Origin of the sequence: Kitasatospora sp. NBC_00070, from assembly GCF_045041205.1 — a bacterium.
Lineage (GTDB): Bacteria > Actinomycetota > Actinomycetes > Streptomycetales > Streptomycetaceae > Kitasatospora.
Genome location: NZ_CP108247.1, coordinates 2,811,639 through 2,828,593 on the forward strand (window position 1 = coordinate 2,811,639; position 16,955 = coordinate 2,828,593).

Below are 16,955 nucleotides of genomic sequence, written 5' to 3' on the forward strand. Positions count from 1 at the left end.
CGGGTCGTTCCCGGGGGCTTCCGTACCGGATCGGTTGACCCGCGGGTCCGCCGGGTATGTCATGGCGCTCACCGTCCGTGTCAGGGTCGGCACCGTCGATCCGCGGCGGCCGGCCGGACTGTCGGCCGTCCTGCCGCCGGCCGCCGCCCAGGAAGCCGTCCGCGATGCGCACCACCCGTTCCCGTCTCGTCCTGCCGTCCCCCCGGGGGCCGGCACCGGTGGCCGCCCGGCCCACCGCCGCGCCGCTCACCCCCCTCACGCTCGGGCTGCGCTCCGCCCGGTGGACCGACGGCGGGCTGGAGCTGACCGGCTTCGTCCGCCGGGACGACCGGGGCAGCGGCAAGGTCCGGAGCTCCTTCACGGTGCTGGAACTCGCCCGCCCCGGCCGGCCGCCGATCCGGTTCCGGACCCGGCCGATCCGGCTGCCCGAGGTGACCGAGGACAGCGGGCAGAGCGACCACAACCACGACTGGGCCGCCTTCACCGTCACGATCGACCCCGAGCGGCTGCGCACCGACGGCGGCTGGCCGGACGCCGACTGGGAGGTCAGGGCCGGGCTGCTGCGCACCCTCCGGCTGACCGGCGTACGGCGCGAGCACGGCCCGCTCCGGCCGCACTGGTGCGGCTCGGGCGAGTACCCGCCCGCGCACTGGGTGGCCGAGAACGTCCGGGTGCTGCCGTACTTCGCCGACCACCGGCTGCGGCTCAAGGTGCACCGGGTGTGGAGCCGGCTCACCGGCCTCCGCCCGGTGGACGGCGGCCTCGAACTCACCGGCTGGGCCCACGACCTGCCGCCGGGAACGGTGTTCCGGCTGCGGGACTGGCGGACCGGCGCCGAGAGCCGGCACCCGGTGGCCGGCACCGGCCGGGACTTCACCGTCCGGCTGCCGTTCCAGGCGTTCGAGACGTTCGAGGCGTCCGCCGACCACGATCCGGCGGCCATGACCTGGTACTGGCACGGCGAGCTGCTCCGGCCGGACGGCTCCACCGAACGGCCGGTGCTCGACGACCGCCCCTGGCCCGGCGGCCTGGTGCTGCCCAGGCCGGCCGGTGGCGCCCTGCTGGTCCGTCAACTCGGGGACGGCTACCCGCAGTTCTGCGCCCAACCGGGCGCCGTCCTGGTCGACCGGATCGCCCCGGAGCGGGACGGCTTCCGGCTCACCACGCACGCCGCGCTGCCCGGCGAGGGGCCACTGGAGCTGGTGCTCCGGCACTGCAACGGCACCCGTGAGATCCGGCACCCGGCCGAGCGCGGCCCGCTGACCGAGCTGACCGTGCCCGCCATCTCGGCCGGCGCCGACCTGGGCCGCCGCCCGCTCCGGCGCGGCGTCTGGGAGCTGTGGCTGCGCCCGGCGGGCCGCGCCGAGGACGAACAGCCACTGCTGCTCAGCCAGCGCGCACTGGCCCAACTCCCGTGCGCGGTGGGCCTCGGGGCCACCGCCGGGGTGGTGGCCGGCGGCGCCAAGCAGGCCGTGCTGCAGAGCCGCTGGCACAACACCCTGATCCTCGACTCCACCCCCGTGCTGGCGCCCGCCGAGCGCAGCCGGTACGCGCAACGGCGGCTGCGCACCGTCGACTACCCCGCCGCCCGGCGCCGCCCGCTCCGCCCGACCGTGCTCTACGACGTGTTCGGCGGGCGCGGTTACGCCGACTCGCCCCGCGCCGTCCATGCCGAACTTGCCCGGCGGGAAGCCCCGTTGGAGCACCTCTGGGTGGTGGACGACGCCCAGGCGGTGGTGCCCGCCGGGGTCCGGCCGGTCCGCAGCCACAGCCCCGAGTGGTACGAGGCGCTGGCCACCTCGCGCTACCTGGTCGGCAACACCCACCTGCCGGATTTCCTCGACCGCCGGCCGGGCCAGGTGGTGCTGCAGACCTGGCACGGCTCGCTGCTGAAGCGGATCGCCCACGACATGACCAACCCCCTGCTGGCCAGGGCCGGTTACCTGGCCGCACTGGACCGCGAGGTCCCGCAGTGGAGCCTGCTGCTCTCCCCCAGCGCCTTCGCCACCCCGATCCTGCGCCGGGCGTTCCGCTACCCCGGCGAGATCCTGGAGTCCGGGTACCCCAGGAACGACCTGCTGGCGCGCGGTGCCGACGCCTCGGCCGTCCGCCGCCGGCTGGGCATCCCCGACGGCCGGCGGATCGTGCTGTACGCCCCGACCTGGCGGGAGGACCAGCAGCGGGGCAACGGCGACGGCTACCGGCTCGACCTGCGGCTCGACCTGGCCGCCGCCCGGGCCGCGCTCGGCGCGGACCACGTCCTGCTGGTCCGCCCGCACACGCACGTGGCCGAACCGCTGCCGGGCGCGGGCGACGGCTTCGTGCTGGACGTCGGCGACTACCCCGACGTGCAGGAACTCCTGCTGGCCGCCGACGTGTTGGTGACCGACTACTCCTCGATCATGTTCGACTTCGCCATCACCGGGCGCCCGATCCTGTTCTTCACCTACGACCTGGCGCACTACCGGGACGCCCTGCGCGGCTTCTACTTCGACTTCGAGCGCGAGGCGCCCGGGCCGCTGCTCGCCGACTCGGCCGAACTGATCGGCGCACTGCGGTCGTTGACCACCGGCAGCACGCTGGTCGACCGGCACGCGGACGCCTACCGGAGGTTCCGCGCCACCCACTGCCGACTGGACGACGGCCGGGCCGCCGCCCGGGTGGTGGACCGCCTGCTCGAACTGGGCGGGTGATCGGGCCCGCCGTTCCGCCCGAGGCCGGACCGCCCGTCAGGCCGCGCCGAAGGCGTAGCTCCGGCAGGGTCGCCAGACCTCGTCCGCGCCGAACCGGGAGAGCACGAAGCCGGGCACCCGGAAGGCCGCGTGGAAGGCCCGGGCCTCGCGGTGCGCCCGGTCCAGCACCGCCTCCGGCAGGCCGTGCGCGACCGTGACGTGCGGGTGGTACGGGAAGGCCAGCTCGCGGGCCAGCGGGCCGGAGCGGACGTCGGCCTCCAGCGCCCGGCACTCCTGGGCGCCCTCCTCGACCCGGACGAAGACCACCGGGGAGACCGGCCGGAAGGTGCCGCTGCCCTGCAGCAGCATCGGGAACGGGAGGTGCCCGGCCGCCACCGCCCGCAGGTGGGCCTCCACCTCGGCGAGCCGGCCGACCGGGATCTCGGTCGGCGGCAGCAGCGTGACGTGGGTGGGTATCGAACGGGCGAGCGGGTCGCCGTGCCCGGCCCGGGCGTCCTGGATCGCGGAACCGTACGGCTCCGGGACGTGTATGGACACGCCGATGGTGACGGCCTCGGGGAGGCCGTCACCGACGGGGGCGGGCACGGCGGTCGACATCAGCGCTTCGGCGGCAGGAAGCCGATGCGGTCGTAGACGGTGGCCAGCGTCTCGGCGGCCACCGAGCGGGCCTTCTCGGCGCCCAGGCCGAGCACCCGGTCCAGCTCGGCCGGGTCCTCCAGGTACCCCTGGGTGCGCTGCTGGAACGGGCCGACCCAGTCGGTGAACAGCTCGGCCAGCTCGGTCTTCAGCGCGCCGTACATCTTGCCGTCGAAGTGCTCGACCAGCTGCTCGACCGACTGCCCGCTGAGCGCGGAGTGGATCCGCAGCAGGTTGGAGACGCCGGCCTTGTTCTCCTCGTCGTAGGAGACCACGGTGCCGGTGTCGGTGACCGCGCTCTTGAACTTCTTGGCGCTGACCTTGGGGTCGTCCAGCAGGTTCACCAGGCCCTTGGGCGAGGAGGCCGACTTGCTCATCTTGGCGGTCGGGTCCTGGAGGTCCAGGATCTTGGCCGTCTCCTTGAGGATGTACGGCTTCGGGACGGTGAAGGTGGGAGCGTAGCGGGTGTTGAAGCGCTCCGCGAGGTCGCGGGTGAGCTCCAGGTGCTGGCGCTGGTCCTCGCCGACCGGGACGGCGTCGGCCTGGTAGAGCAGGATGTCGGCGATCTGCAGGATCGGGTAGGTGAACAGGCCGACCGAGGTGCGGTCGTTGCCCTGCTTGGCGGACTTGTCCTTGAACTGGGTCATCCGGGCGGCCTCGCCGAAGCCGGTGAGGCAGTTCATGATCCAGCCGAGCTGGGCGTGCTCGGGGACGTGCGACTGGATGAAGAGGGTGCAGCGCTCCGGGTCCAGCCCCGCGCCGAGCAGCTGGGCGGCGGAGATCCGGGTGTTCTCCCGGAGGGTGGCCGGGTCCTGCTCGACGGTGATCGCGTGCAGGTCGACCACCATGTAGAAGGCGTCGTTGGCCTCCTGCAGGTCCACCCACTGGCGCACCGCGCCGAGGTAGTTGCCGAGGTGGAACGAGCCCGAGGTGGGCTGGATGCCGGAGAGCACCCGGGGACGGTCCTTCGTCGGACCGGTGACCGCTGCGTTGACCATGGACGCCATTGTTCCAGCTTCACCGACCGCTCAGGAAACGTCAGCCCCTGGAGGTTCCGACAGTGTGACCGCACTCACCCGGATCCGTTCGATCCGGCGGCCGTCCAGTTTCGCCACCGCGAGCCGGAGGCCGTCCTCGGTGGCCACCTGGTCGCCGGTGCTGGGCAGCTTGCCCAGCTCGCTGACCAGGTATCCGGCCACCGTCTCGTACGGCCCTTCGGGGAGCGTGACGCCGGTCTCCTCGGCGAAGTCGGCCAGGTTGAGCAGCCCGTCCAGCTCCATGCCGCCGCCGGCCAGCCGCTGGGTCGCGGTGGTGTCCAGGGCGTCGTACTCGTCCCGGATCTCGCCGATCAGCTCCTCGACCAGGTCCTCCAGGGTGACGATGCCGGCGGTGCCGCCGTACTCGTCCACCACGATGGCCAGATGGTGGCCCTCCCGGCGCATCTCGCCCATCGCGGCCAGCACCCGCTTGGTGGCGGGCAGCAGCTTCACCGGCCGGGTCAGCTCGCGGACCCGCAGTGCGTGCTCGCCGCGTGCCCCGTACAGGTCGCGGACGTGCACGAAGCCGGCCACCGAGTCGTAGGAGCCCTCCACCACGGGGTAGCGGGAGTGCGGCGAGCGGCTGGTCTCGGCCCGGACCTCGGCCAGCGGGCGGTCGGCGTCCAGGAAGGTGACCTCGGTCCGCGGGACCATCACCTCGCGCAGCTGCCGCTCCCCCGCCGAGAACACGTCGGCGATCAACTCACGCTCGTCGTGGCCGAGCTCGGTGCTGGCGGCGACCAGGCCGCGGAGTTCGGCGGAGCTGATCGCCGGCTCCTCGCGGAGCCCCCTGGCGTAGCCGAGCAGGCGGCCCAGCGGGCGGAGCAGTTCGGCTGCGGCGACGGTCAGCAGCAGGAGCAGGGCGAGGGTCACGGGGGGTCAGTGTACGGCGAAGGCCGGGCCGCCCCCGTCGGGGCGACCCGGCCGTTCGGGTGAGCCGGACTCAGATGAGGCCGAGCTCCTTGACCGCGTCGCGCTCCTCGACCAGCTCGGCGACCGAGGCGTCGATCCGGGCGCGGGAGAAGTCGGAGATCTCCAGGCCCTGGACGATCTCGAACTTGCCGTCCTTGGTGGTGACCGGGAAGGAGGAGATGATGCCCTCCTCGACGCCGTACGAGCCGTCGGAGATGATGCCCATCGAGGTCCAGTCGCCCTCGGCGGTGCCGTTCACCCAGGTGTGCACGTGGTCGATGGCGGCGTTCGCGGCCGAGGCGGCCGAGGAGGCGCCACGGGCCTCGATGATGGCCGCGCCGCGCTTGGCGACGGTCGGGATGAAGGTCTCGGCCAGCCACTGCTCGTCGTTGACGGCCTCGGCGGCGTTCTTGCCGTTGACCAGCGCGTGGAAGATGTCCGGGTACTGGGTGGCCGAGTGGTTGCCCCAGATGGTGAGCCGCTGGATGTCGTTGACGGTGACGCCGAGCTTCTTGGCGAGCTGGGCGACCGCGCGGTTGTGGTCCAGGCGGGTCATCGCGGTGAAGCGCTCGGCCGGCACGTCCGGGGCGTTGCGCTGGGCGATCAGGGCGTTGGTGTTGGCCGGGTTGCCGACCACCAGGACCTTGATGTCGTCCGCGGCGTGGTCGTTGATGGCCTTGCCCTGCGGGCCGAAGATGCCGCCGTTGGCCTGCAGCAGGTCGCCGCGCTCCATGCCCGCGGTGCGCGGACGGGCGCCGACCAGCAGGGCCACGTTGGCACCGTCGAAGGCGGTGGCCGGGCTGTCGGTGATGGTGATGTCGCGGAGCAGCGGGAAGGCGCAGTCGTCCAGCTCCATCGCGGTGCCCTCGGCGGCCTTGAGACCCTGCGGGATCTCCAGGAGGCGCAGGTTCACCGGCACGTCCGCGCCGAGCAGGTGGCCGGAGGCGATACGGAACAGCAGCGCGTAGCCGATCTGGCCGGCCGCGCCGGTGACGGTGACGTTGACGGGGGTGCGAGTCATTTTCTGTCTACTCCAGCGATCGCCAGCCACGCCCCACGCGCGCCCGACGCGCTGGAGCCGAGGACGATCTCTCGACGTCGAGAGATCCGGCGTCAGGTTATCGCAGCCCGGCGTCCGCGCGGGCCACCGGCCGTGGCTGATTCGTCACAACGGCGACCGTGCCCCCGGTCGGCCGGAGCCGGCCGGGGGCGGTGGTTCAGCGCCGCTGCTGGCCGATCAACTCGCCGATGTTGTCCAGCACCGAGAGGTGGAGCCACGGATCGGGCTGGGCGATCAGGGTGAGCAGCACGATCGTGCCGCCGAGACAGGTCAGCACCGTGACGTCGGTGAAGCGGCTGCGCACCGCCAGCATGCCGACCTCGGGCATGACCAGCCGGAGCGCCGCCCCGATCAGCACCGCTCCGCCGACGGTCAGCAGGCCGTACTTGAAGTCGCCGAACCAGGTGATGCCGAGCCCGACCGCGACCAGCCCCAGCACCATCGTTATCGGCCACTGCCGGACCGGCAGCGGGTGGCTGCGGTCCAGCGCCGCCGCCGAGCCCTCCGGCGGCAGCGTGCCGGTGGTCTTCACCGGCCGTCGGCGCGACCGGCCCGCCTTGACCGTCATCGGCGTCAGGCCCCGGCGTGGCGCTCGGCCGCCACCACGATGTTGTTGAGCAGCATCGCGCGGGTCATCGGGCCGACCCCGCCGGGGTTCGGGGAGATCCAGCCGGCCACCTCGGCGACCGCGGGCTCCACGTCGCCCTGGATCTTGCCCTCGCCGTCCCGGCTGACGCCGACGTCCAGCACGGCCGCGCCGGGCTTGACGTCCTGAGCCTTGATCAGGTGTCCGACGCCGGCGGCGGCCACGATGACGTCGGCCTGCCGGAGGTGCTTGGCGAGGTCCCGGGTACCGGTGTGACAGAGCGTCACGGTGGCGTTCTCGGACCGCCGGGTGAGCAGCAGGCCGATCGAGCGGCCGACCGTGACCCCGCGCCCGACCACCACGACCTCGGCGCCGTCCAGCTTCACGTCGTGCCGGCGGAGCAGCTCGACGATGCCGTACGGGGTGCAGGGCAGCGGGCCCTCGATGCCGAGCGCGAGCCGGCCGAGCGAGGTGGGGTGCAGGCCGTCGGCGTCCTTGTCCGGGTCCATCAGCTCCAGGACCGGGTTCTGGTCCAGGCCCTTGGGCAGCGGGAGCTGGACGATGTAGCCGGTGCAGGTCGGGTCGGCGTTGAGCTCGCGGACGACGTCCTCGACCTGCTGCTGGGTGGCGGTGGCCGGGAGTTCGCGCTGGATCGAGGCGATGCCGACCTCGGCGCAGTCCTTGTGCTTGCCGTTGACGTACCAGCGGCTGCCCGGGTCGTCGCCGACCAGGACGGTGCCGAGGCCGGGGACGATGCCCCGCTCCTTGAGGGCCGCCACGCGGACGGCGAGTTCGGACTTGATCGCGGCCGCGGTGGCCTTGCCATCGAGAATCTGGGCAGTCATGGCGCCATTGTCCCGGATCGGGTCCAGTGCTCGACACGTGCCACCCGGGTTGCGGTTGCGCCACAGTTCGGCCCGCCGCGCGATCGCCGCTGGACAGCCCCCGGGGCGCCCGCCCACGATATGACCGGCACGACCATGTTCCGACCCGCCGGAGACGGCCGATCGGGGCAGCACGGGGGAGATACACCGCTCGGGGGGACCGAAAGACAGTGAGCAATCCGTACCAACAGCAGCAGCCGCCCGATCCGTACGGGTCGTACGGGCAGCAGCCGCAGGCGTACCACGCGCCGCAGTACCAGCAGCCCGGGCACCAGCAGCCCGGCTACCCGCCGCCGGGGTACGGCTACCCGCCGCCCGCCGCCGAGCCGAACAGCCTGGCCACCGCCGCCCTGGCGGTGGGCTTCGCGAGCATCGTGATCTGCTTCTACGGCGCGCTGGTCGGCCCGATCGGTCTCGGTCTGGGGATCGCCGGACTGAACCGCGCACGCGTCGGCGGGGTCGGCCGCACCCAGGCGATCGGCGGTCTGGTGCTCTCCGTCCTGGGCATCCTGATCGGCGTCGCCGGCCTGGTCTTCTACGCCACCGTCTCCGACGACTACGCCCCATGACACACCAGTTGACGGCTCGCTGGACGAGCACGGCCGGCACCCCGGCGGGCGCCGCGCTGCGGGTGGCGGTGCGCGGGGCCGGCGCGGCGGTGGCCGCGCTCGCGGTCGCGCTGCTGCACGACGCCCACGATCCCGGTGTGCTCTGCCCGTTGCGGCGGTTCACCGGGGTGCCCTGCCCCGGCTGCGGAAGCACCACGGTCTTCATCGAGGCCGGGCACGGCGACTTCGCCGCCGCGCTGCTGGCGAACCCGGTGACGGTGCTGGCCGGCCTCGGCCTGCTGCTCGCGCCGCTCGGTCCGGGGCGCTGGTGGTGGGAGCTGACGAACCGTCGCCGGAATGTCCTGATCGGTACCGCTTTAACGGTGGCCTGGCTCTGGCAGTTGCACCGCTACGGCATCGTCCTTCCCTGAGATTGACGCTTTCTGACGGTAACTGACCTTCGCCGTGTCACCCGGTTCCGCTAATGTCCCACCCGGTCGGCAACTCAACTGCCTGTCCGTCCCAGGGTCTCCCTGTCCCCGTCCCACACCTCACCTTCCTGCCCGGAGGCACCGATGAGTTACCCGCCCGACCCGAACAACCCGTACAACCAGCCGCCGCAGCCCCCCCAGCAGCCGCAGCAGCCCGGCTACGGCTACCCGCAGCAGGGCCCGCCGCCGGCCGCGCCGGGTTACGGCTACCCGCAGCAGGCCCCGCAGCCCGGCTACGGCATCCCGCCGCAGCAGGGCTACGGCCAGCCCGGCGGTTACCCCAACCCCGGTGCGGTGCAGAACTTCTACGCGGGCTGGGGCAGCCGCGTGGTGGCCCGCATCATCGACAGCGTGGCGCTGTGGCTCATCCCCGGCATCATCCTGTTCGCGATGGCGCCGACCGCGACCGTGAACGCCCGCACCGGCGCGGTGGAGACCGGCGGCATGGGCGCGTTCTACGCGGTCGAGCTGCTGTTCGCCGTGATCATCTGGGCGATCCTGGCCTGGATGAAGAGCTCGATGGGCCAGTCGCTGGGCCAGAAGGCCGTCAACATCCGGATGGTGCGCGAGTCCGACGGCCAGCAGCTGAGCTTCGGCGCGGCCTTCGGCCGTGAGGCGCTGCACATCGTCGACGGCTTCTGCTGCATCGGCTACCTGTGGCCGCTCTGGGACGCGAAGAAGCAGACCTTCGCCGACAAGATCGTGGGCACCGTGGTCGTCAAGTCCAACTGACCTGACACCGACGCCGAGGCCCCGCACACCGATCGGTGTGCGGGGCCTCGGCGTTCAGCGGTCGGGCTCAGTGGAAGAAGTGCCGCGTCCCGGTCAGGTACATCGTCACGCCGGCCGCCTTCGCCGCCGCGACCACCTCGTCGTCGCGGACCGAACCACCGGGCTGCACCACGGCCTTGACGCCACCGTCGAGCAGCACCTGCAGGCCGTCGGGGAACGGGAAGAACGCGTCCGAGGCGGCGTACGAGCCCCGGGCCCGCTCGCCGGCCCGCTCGACCGCGAGCTTGGCCGAGTCGACCCGGTTGACCTGGCCCATGCCCACGCCGACCGAGGCGTTGTCCTTGGCCAGCAGGATCGCGTTGGACTTGACGGCCCGGCAGGCCCGCCAGGCGAAGGCCAGCTCGGCCAGCTCGTCGGCGGCGAGCGCGTCGCCGGTGGCCAGCGTCCAGCCCGACGGGTCGTCACCCGCCGCGTCGATCCGGTCCACCTGCTGGAGCAGCGCGCCACCGGAGATCGGCCGGACCTCGACCCGGTTGGCCGGGGCCTCGGCGGCCCGCAGCACCCGGATGTTCTTCTTCCGGGCCAGCACCTCGACCGCGCCGTCCTCGTACGCCGGGGCGACCACTACCTCGGTGAAGATCTCGGCGATCTGCTCGGCCAGCTCGACGGTGACCGCGCGGTTCACCGCGATCACCCCGCCGAACGCCGACAGCGGGTCACAGGCGTGCGCCTTGCGGTGCGCCTCGGCGACGTCCGCACCGGTGGCGATGCCGCACGGGTTGGCGTGCTTGATGATCGCCACGGCCGGCTCGGCGTGGTCGTACGCGGCCCGGCGGGCGGCGTCGGTGTCCACGTAGTTGTTGTACGACATCTCCTTGCCGTGCAGCTGCTCGGCGCCCGCCAGACCGCCGGTGCCGTCGGTGTAGAGCGCCGCCTGCTGGTGCGGGTTCTCGCCGTAGCGGAGCACGTTCTCGCGCTCGTACGCGGAGCCGAGGAAGGCCGGGAAGGACTCCTCGTTCTCGGTGTAGCCGGAGCCCTCGAACCAGGAGGCGACCGCCACGTCGTACGCGGCGGTGTGCGCGAAGGCCGTGCCGGCCAGCCGCTTGCGGGTCAGCAGGTCGAAGCCACCGCCCTGAGCCGCCGTCAGCACGTCGCCGTAGCGGGCCGGGTCGACCACGACGGCGACCGAGGGGTGGTTCTTGGCCGCCGCGCGGACCATCGACGGGCCGCCGATGTCGATCTGCTCGACGCACTCGTCGGGGGTGGCGCCGGAGGCGACCGTGGCGGTGAACGGGTAGAGGTTCACCACGACCAGGTCGAAGGGCTCGATCTCCAGCTCGGCCAGCTGCGCCCGGTGCGACTCCAGGCGGAGGTCGGCGAGGACACCGGCGTGCACGCGGGGGTGCAGCGTCTTCACGCGCCCGTCCAGGCACTCCGGGAAGCCGGTCAGCTCGGAGACCTCGGTGACCGGGACGCCCGCGGCGGCGATCCGGCCGGCCGTGGAACCGGTCGAGACGATGGTGACCCCGGCGGCGTGCAGGCCCTGGGCCAGCTCCTCCAGACCGGTCTTGTCGTACACGCTGATCAGCGCGCGGCGGATCGGGCGGATGTTCTCCGAGACGGGGGGCGTGGTGGAGCTGGCACTCATGCCGGAATCCATACCTTTCGGTCCTCGATACGGTGACCCTCGCGGGCCAGGCGGCCCACGACGTCGACGAGCAGCTGGCGCTCGACAGTCTTGATGCGCTCGTGCAGCGCGTCCCCGCCGTCGGCGTGGTCGGTCTCCTCGACCGGGACCACGCCCTGGGCGATGATCGGTCCGGTGTCCACGCCGCCGTCCACCAGGTGGACGGTGCAGCCGGTCACCTTCACCCCGTACGCCAGCGCGTCGGCCACGCCGTGCGCGCCGGGGAAGGCGGGCAGCAGGGCGGGGTGGGTGTTGACGATCCGTCCGGCGAAGGCGGCGATGAACTCCGGGCCGAGGATCTTCATGAACCCGGCGGTGACCACCAGGTCCGGGTGGTGTCCGGCGACCGCGGCGGTCAGCGCGGTGTCCCACGCGGCGCGGTCGGTGTGGTCCTTGATCCGGTGCACGAAGGTCGGCAGACCGGCCCGCTCGGCCCGCTCCAACCCGGCGATGGCGTCCCGGTCGGCACCGACCGCGACGATCTCGGCGCCGAAGGCCGGGTCGGCGACGGCGTCGATCAGGGCCTGCAGGTTGGTGCCCGACCCGGAGACCAGCACCACCAGCCGGGCCGGGCCCGGGGTGCGCGGCGGGAAGACCTGACTACGGGCCTGACTGCGGGCGGACTGGGCGGAAGCGGCGGCCACTGCGCGATTCTCCGTACGTCGTTGCTCCCCCAGCCTCCGGCCGGGAGGTGCCCCCTTGCTGGTACATCCACCGGCGGTGGGGCCACTACAGGGTGCGGACAGGTCGCGTCGGGAGCCGGCGGGGCTGCTCCGAACTGCTGACCGTCACCACGATAACGGCTGGTCGGAGGCCCCCCGTAACCCGACGGCGACGCTACGCGCGTAGTTGAGGCGCGGGCCACACCGGGAGCCGGAACGGGGCTCGCGGGCGCCCCCGGAACGCCACGTGATCCGGGTTCGCCATACCCGTGTGATTCTCGTACACCCCTGCGGGATCATTGAGCAGGCCCGACCACTCGACGAAGGATTGGCTGACCGATGAGCAGCGGCGACAACACCGGCGAGCGCAACCCCTTCGCGCCGCCGCCGGCGGATGCCCCCGACCAGCCCTGGCAGCCGCGCGCCCCGCAGCAGCCGAACGGCTCCTCCGACGGCTCCGGTGGCTCCGACGACCCCGCCGACGGGTCCGACGGGCCGGACGGCCGCCCGCAGGTGCCGCCGCCGCACCCCTGGAGCCCCGGCTACCAGGGCGGCTGGTCGCCCCAGCAGCAGCCCGCCGCACCGAAGTTCGACCCGAACGACCCGGTCCAGCGCCGCTCCCGGTACGCGCTGAGCGCGGGCATGGGCGGCCTGTTCTGCGTCGTGCTCGGCATTCCGTACGTGGCGCTGCTGCTCGGCGCCCTGGCCGCGTACTGGGGGATCAGCGCGCTGCGTTCGCCCCGGCCGAAGCCCACCGACGGCAGCCCCGCGCAGCCCGGCTCCCAGCCCCGGCCGCAGCACGGCCCGCAGCCGGTCCGGCCGCAGACCCCGGCGGCGATCGGCGGGCTGGTCACCGGTGGGGTCACCATCCTGTTCGTGTTCGCCTCGCTCGGCGTCACGCTGTACTACCAGGACTACGTGAGCTGCGTCAGCGAGGCGCTGACCACCCAGGCCAGGGACAGCTGCGACGACCTCGCTCCGGACTTCCTGGTCAACCTGTACAACCAGAACCGCTGACCGCGCGCCGGGCGGGGCCGCCGGGGCCCCGGCGGCGGTTCAGTGGTCCTTCCGCCGGGGCGGCAGCTGGTCCGCCGCCCAGGTCAGGCCCTGGTCGGCGGCCCGCCGGGCCAGGCAGAGCCGACGGCCCGTCAGGTCGACCCACCAGAACGGCGGGGCCACCCACCAGCGGGCGAGCAGTGCACCGGGCACGGTGACCAGGGCCGGCCAGGCCGCCGCCATCGGGGCGACCAGCCAGGGCACCGGGCCGAGCTCCGCCATCCTGCCCCCGGCCAGCGCGCCGCCCGCCAGCCAGGCGCAGACGCCCGCGCCGAGCCCGGTCAGCAGCGAACTGCCCACGGCCGCGCCGATGGTGGCCACCGGGTGCCAGCGGGCCTCGGCCGCCGTCCGGCCGATCAGCAGGGCCGGGACCAGCCCGGCCAGCAGCGGCAGCGCGCAGACGACCGGCCACCAGGCCGCCCCGCCGGTCTCCGGTAGCAGGGCGAACAGCGGGAAGTCCGGCACCGCCCCGACCCGGGCGCCGGTCGGCGCCACCACCGTCCCGCTGCCCACCGCGAAGCCGGGGCCGAGCGCGAACGAAGCCGCCCAGAGCACGGCGTTGGGCACCAGCAGCAGACAGGCCAGGGTCAGCCCGCCGACCGCGGCGGGCCCGCCACCGAAGCCGGTCATCGACCGGCCGGACGCGCCCGGCCCGAGCAGCACCGCTCCGGCCAGCACCACACCGCCCGCCGCCAGCAGGCCGAACCCGCCCGCGGCGGCCGCCCGGAGCGTCACCGGCGCTCCGCCGACCGGCCGGGCCCAGTCGGGGATCCGGGCCCGATCCGGCAGCCGGGCCCAGTCGGGGCGCCGGTCCGACCACCTGGCCGACCACCGGGCCGACCACTGGTGCGACCACCGGCCGGGCCGGGCAGCCCGGCCGCCGGCCACCGACCAGAGGCCCGCCCCGACCGAGCCGGCCACCAGCATCCCGACCGCCGGGAGGTCGAGCAGCGGGACCGACCGCAACGCACCAGCGCCGGAGCATTCGGCGACCGCGGCCAGCGCGACCGCCAGGTACCCGGCGCACACCGCCAACGGCGCGCGCCAGTGCAGCCGTTCGCGCCCTCCGAGACGCCGTCCGGTGCGGACCAGCAGCACCGTGCTGAACAGCGTGAGCAGCAGCGGGGTCAGCGTCACCGGGGCCTCGGTCGCCCCCCTGGTCAGCGGGGCGCCGTGGCCGAGCAGCCAGAGCGCACAGGCCAGCCGCCCGGCGCCGGCGGCGGTGTCGTCCGCGTACGGGGTGAGCACCCAGAGGGCGAGCACCGGGACGGCCGTCACCGCCAGGGTGAGCAGCGCCGCCCGGACACCGGTGAGCAGGTCGGCGAGGAACGGGCGGACTCCCAGTTCGCCCGGCAGGCCCAGGATCGGACGGCCCATCAGCTGAGTCATGGGCCTCATCGTCCCAAGATCACCCGTTGTGCCCCGTGAAGAGGCGAAGCTCCGCCGTGTCCCGGATTATCTGTTTATGTGTCTACTTTCAGCCCGCCTGCCCCGGGCGGTGCGGTGACCTCCCCCGCACCGGCGCGCCCGCATGCCGATCCGACCCAACTGCTGCGGCTGCTGACACCTCGTGAGACCCAGGCCCTCGCCCTGCTGGCCGCCGGCCTGGACACCAGGGCGATCGCCGAACAGCTCGGCATCTCCCCCGGCACCGCCCGCACCCACCTGCACCGGGCGATGCGCAAGCTCGGCGTCCGCACCCGCGCGGAGGCCACCGCCCTCACCACCGCCGCGCCGGCCGCAGCTCCGCCCGCCGACGCCCCGCCCACCGAGGCCCCGCCCGCCACCGCTGTCCCGACGACGGCCACCCGCCCCGCGCACGTCGCCGAGGCGGCCGCGCCGCCGCCTGCCGCCGAGCCCCGTCCCGAGACCTTCGAGGAACTCTGCTCGCTCACCCACACCCGGCTGGTGCAGCAGACCTTCCTGCTCACCGCCTGCCGGCACCGGGCCGTGCACGCCGTGCACCTGGCACTGTCGGCCGCCGGGCGCCGCTGGGGCGAGGTGGGCGCGCTGCCGGACCCGGAGGGCTGGGTCCGGGAGTACGCCTTCGAGACGGCGCAGGCGGTCTGGCACCGGGGCGGTCCGCGCCGGGCCCACCCGCTCCGGCTGCCGCACCGTCAGATCCGGGTGCACCCGATGCCCGACGTACCGTCGGCGCCCGACCAGGACCGGCTGACCCCCCGCGACCGGGACCTGCTCAAGGCGCTCGGACGGCTGACCCGGCCGCAGCGCCGTGCGCTGGTGCTGCACGACGCCCTCGGGCTGCCCGCCGACCAGGTGGCCGTCGAGGTGCAGTCCAGCACCGCCGCCGCCACCGGACGGGTGCTCAGCGCCCGGGCCGCGCTGGCCCGGACGGTTCCCGCCCTGGTCGGGGCCGACCCCGCCGACGCCGGGTTCGGCCCCGGGCTCGGTGCCCTGCTGCACCAGGCGGCCGTGCGCGGCTGCCCCGCGCCCAGGGCGCCGTCCGCACGGCTGCTCACCGTCCGGGGCCGGACCCGGGCCGGCCTGGCCGCGGCGGCCGCCGGAGCGGTCACCCTGGCGATGACGGCCGCCATCGTGGCGACGCTGACCGGCAACGGTCCGGGCGAACTGTTCCGGTCCACCGAGCTCGGTCCCGGCCAGGTCTGCTCGACCGCCGACAGCGGCAGCGCGGGCCCCGCCGCCCTGGCGACCGGCGGCGTGGTGCGGGCCGGGCCCGGCCTGCGCAGCCACTGGTGCGGCCCGACGCCGGGGCAGCCCGTACCGTTCGGGGCCGCCCCGGAGGTCGTCGCCGTGGCCCCGGCGGGGGCGGGGGCGGCGACGGCTGCGCGGCCGGTCGGCCAAGGGCTTGGGTCTGCTGCGGCACCCGTTGCCCCGGCTCCGCTGCCACCGCTGCCGGTCGCCGTCCCGGCCGCGCCGTGCTCCGGTCTCCGCCTCTGCCCGGTCGCACCGGGGGCCGACGCCGCGCTCCGCGTCGAGCTGCCGGACCGCTGAGCCGGGCGCGGCCGTCGGACCGGACGCCGGCCTGACGGAACGCCGGAGGCCCCCCACCCGGACTCGGGTGGGGGGCCTCCGTGGCGAACGCCGGGCCTTACTTGGCGATCAGCTCACGGGCCAGGCGGGCGGTCTCGGACGGCGTCTTGCCGACCTTGACACCGGCGGCCTCGAGGGCCTCCTTCTTCGCCTGGGCGGTGCCCGAGGAGCCCGAGACGATGGCGCCGGCGTGGCCCATGGTCTTGCCCTCGGGGGCGGTGAAGCCCGCGACGTAGCCGACGACCGGCTTGGTGACGTGCTCGGCGATGTAGGCCGCCGCACGCTCCTCGGCGTCGCCGCCGATCTCACCGATCATGACGATGATCTTGGTCTCCGGGTCCGCCTCGAACGCCGCGAGGGCGTCGATGTGCGTGGTGCCGATGACCGGGTCGCCACCGATGCCCACGGCCGAGGAGAAGCCGAGGTCCCGCAGCTCGTACATGAGCTGGTAGGTCAGGGTGCCCGACTTGGAGACCAGACCGATCGGACCGGTGGTGGTGATGTCCGCCGGGATGATGCCCGCGTTGGACTGTCCGGGCGAGATCAGGCCGGGGCAGTTCGGGCCGATGATCCGGGTCTTGTTGCCCTTCGAACCGGCGTACGCCCAGAAGGCGGCCGAGTCGTGGACCGGGACACCCTCGGTGATGACGACCGCGAGGCCGATCTCGGCGTCGATCGCCTCGACGACCGCGTCCTTGGTGAACTTCGGCGGCACGAAGATGACGGTGACGTCGGCACCGGTCTTCTCGATCGCCTCGGCGACGGAGCCGAAGACGGGCACCTCGGTGCCGTCGACGTCGACCGTGGTGCCGGCCTTGCGCGGGTTCACGCCACCGACGATCTGGGTGCCCGAGGCGAGCATCCGGCGGGTGTGCTTCATGCCCTCGGAGCCGGTCATGCCCTGGACGATGACCTTGCTGTCCTTCGTGAGGAAGATAGCCATGATGTAGTCCTCTTCC

Annotated in this window: 16 protein-coding genes; 6 read left to right on the forward strand and 10 right to left on the reverse strand. The window is 73.8% G+C overall.

All coding sequences use genetic code 11. The features are described from left to right. The first annotated feature begins 164 nt into the window (after positions 1 to 164). Positions 165 to 2,693: a CDP-glycerol glycerophosphotransferase family protein gene (locus OHV05_RS12825; protein ID WP_405017785.1), complete on the forward strand. Its 2,529-nt coding sequence runs from the start codon at positions 165 to 167 to the stop codon at positions 2,691 to 2,693. Positions 2,694 to 2,729: 36 nt separating this feature from the next. On the opposite strand, the gene OHV05_RS12830 is transcribed toward OHV05_RS12825, so the two are convergent. The 6 genes from OHV05_RS12830 to OHV05_RS12855 all read right to left on the reverse strand — a co-directional run bounded on the left by OHV05_RS12830 (position 2,730) and on the right by OHV05_RS12855 (position 7,769). After that, positions 2,730 to 3,290, reverse strand: a complete 561-nt coding sequence (locus tag OHV05_RS12830) for a 2'-5' RNA ligase family protein (RefSeq protein ID WP_405017786.1) — start codon at positions 3,288 to 3,290, stop codon at positions 2,730 to 2,732. After that, positions 3,290 to 4,327 carry a tryptophan--tRNA ligase gene (trpS, locus tag OHV05_RS12835; RefSeq protein WP_405017787.1) on the reverse strand — a complete coding sequence of 346 codons (1,038 nt, stop codon included), beginning with the start codon at positions 4,325 to 4,327 and terminating at the stop codon, positions 3,290 to 3,292. Before trpS ends, OHV05_RS12830 begins: the two co-directional genes overlap by 1 nt. Positions 4,328 to 4,357: 30 nt before the next feature. After that, entirely contained in the window at positions 4,358 to 5,239 is an 882-nt protein-coding gene (locus tag OHV05_RS12840; protein WP_405017788.1) for a hemolysin family protein, read from the reverse strand. A gap of 70 nt (positions 5,240 to 5,309) precedes the next feature. Then, positions 5,310 to 6,299, reverse strand: coding sequence for a malate dehydrogenase (locus OHV05_RS12845; RefSeq protein ID WP_405017789.1), 990 nt, complete (start codon positions 6,297 to 6,299; stop codon positions 5,310 to 5,312). A 196-nt stretch (positions 6,300 to 6,495) separates the two neighbouring features. After that, positions 6,496 to 6,906: a DUF3017 domain-containing protein gene (locus OHV05_RS12850; protein WP_405017790.1), complete on the reverse strand. Its 411-nt coding sequence runs from the start codon at positions 6,904 to 6,906 to the stop codon at positions 6,496 to 6,498. Positions 6,907 to 6,911: 5 nt separating this feature from the next. Further along, positions 6,912 to 7,769 carry a bifunctional methylenetetrahydrofolate dehydrogenase/methenyltetrahydrofolate cyclohydrolase gene (locus OHV05_RS12855; RefSeq protein WP_405017791.1) on the reverse strand — a complete coding sequence of 286 codons (858 nt, stop codon included), beginning with the start codon at positions 7,767 to 7,769 and terminating at the stop codon, positions 6,912 to 6,914. A gap of 209 nt (positions 7,770 to 7,978) precedes the next feature. Here OHV05_RS12855 and OHV05_RS12860 point away from each other — a divergent pair, with 209 nt between their 5' ends. The 3 genes from OHV05_RS12860 to OHV05_RS12870 all read left to right on the forward strand — a co-directional run bounded on the left by OHV05_RS12860 (position 7,979) and on the right by OHV05_RS12870 (position 9,579). After that, entirely contained in the window at positions 7,979 to 8,377 is a 399-nt protein-coding gene (locus tag OHV05_RS12860; RefSeq protein WP_405017792.1) for a hypothetical protein, read from the forward strand. Continuing rightward, a complete protein-coding gene (locus OHV05_RS12865; RefSeq protein WP_405017793.1) occupies positions 8,374 to 8,787 on the forward strand; it encodes a DUF2752 domain-containing protein in 414 nt (137 codons plus the stop codon). Before OHV05_RS12860 ends, OHV05_RS12865 begins: the two co-directional genes overlap by 4 nt. A gap of 144 nt (positions 8,788 to 8,931) precedes the next feature. Beyond that, positions 8,932 to 9,579 carry an RDD family protein gene (locus tag OHV05_RS12870; protein WP_403036836.1) on the forward strand — a complete coding sequence of 216 codons (648 nt, stop codon included), beginning with the start codon at positions 8,932 to 8,934 and terminating at the stop codon, positions 9,577 to 9,579. Positions 9,580 to 9,646: 67 nt separating this feature from the next. Here OHV05_RS12870 and purH read toward each other — a convergent pair whose 3' ends face one another. Further along, entirely contained in the window at positions 9,647 to 11,227 is a 1,581-nt protein-coding gene (gene purH, locus OHV05_RS12875; protein ID WP_405017794.1) for a bifunctional phosphoribosylaminoimidazolecarboxamide formyltransferase/IMP cyclohydrolase, read from the reverse strand. Continuing rightward, positions 11,224 to 11,829, reverse strand: a complete 606-nt coding sequence (gene purN / locus OHV05_RS12880; RefSeq protein ID WP_405021452.1) for a phosphoribosylglycinamide formyltransferase — start codon at positions 11,827 to 11,829, stop codon at positions 11,224 to 11,226. The genes purH and purN overlap by 4 nt, the downstream gene beginning before the upstream one ends. Before the next feature lie 438 nt (positions 11,830 to 12,267). Here purN and OHV05_RS12885 point away from each other — a divergent pair, with 438 nt between their 5' ends. Beyond that, the gene (locus OHV05_RS12885) at positions 12,268 to 12,945 is read left to right on the forward strand and encodes a hypothetical protein (protein WP_403036832.1); all 678 of its coding nucleotides are present in this window, start codon (positions 12,268 to 12,270) and stop codon (positions 12,943 to 12,945) included. 39 nt (positions 12,946 to 12,984) lie between these two features. Here OHV05_RS12885 and OHV05_RS12890 read toward each other — a convergent pair whose 3' ends face one another. Then, entirely contained in the window at positions 12,985 to 14,373 is a 1,389-nt protein-coding gene (locus OHV05_RS12890; RefSeq protein WP_405017795.1) for a DUF6350 family protein, read from the reverse strand. Positions 14,374 to 14,451: 78 nt separating this feature from the next. On the opposite strand from OHV05_RS12890, the gene OHV05_RS12895 reads away from it, so the two are divergent. Then, complete coding sequence (locus OHV05_RS12895) at positions 14,452 to 15,957, forward strand: sigma factor-like helix-turn-helix DNA-binding protein (RefSeq protein ID WP_405017796.1); 1,506 nt, start codon at positions 14,452 to 14,454, stop codon at positions 15,955 to 15,957. 97 nt (positions 15,958 to 16,054) lie between these two features. Here the strand turns inward: OHV05_RS12895 and sucD are convergent, their stop codons facing one another. After that, positions 16,055 to 16,939, reverse strand: coding sequence for a succinate--CoA ligase subunit alpha (sucD, locus tag OHV05_RS12900; RefSeq protein ID WP_403036824.1), 885 nt, complete (start codon positions 16,937 to 16,939; stop codon positions 16,055 to 16,057). Positions 16,940 to 16,955: the final 16 nt, after the last annotated feature.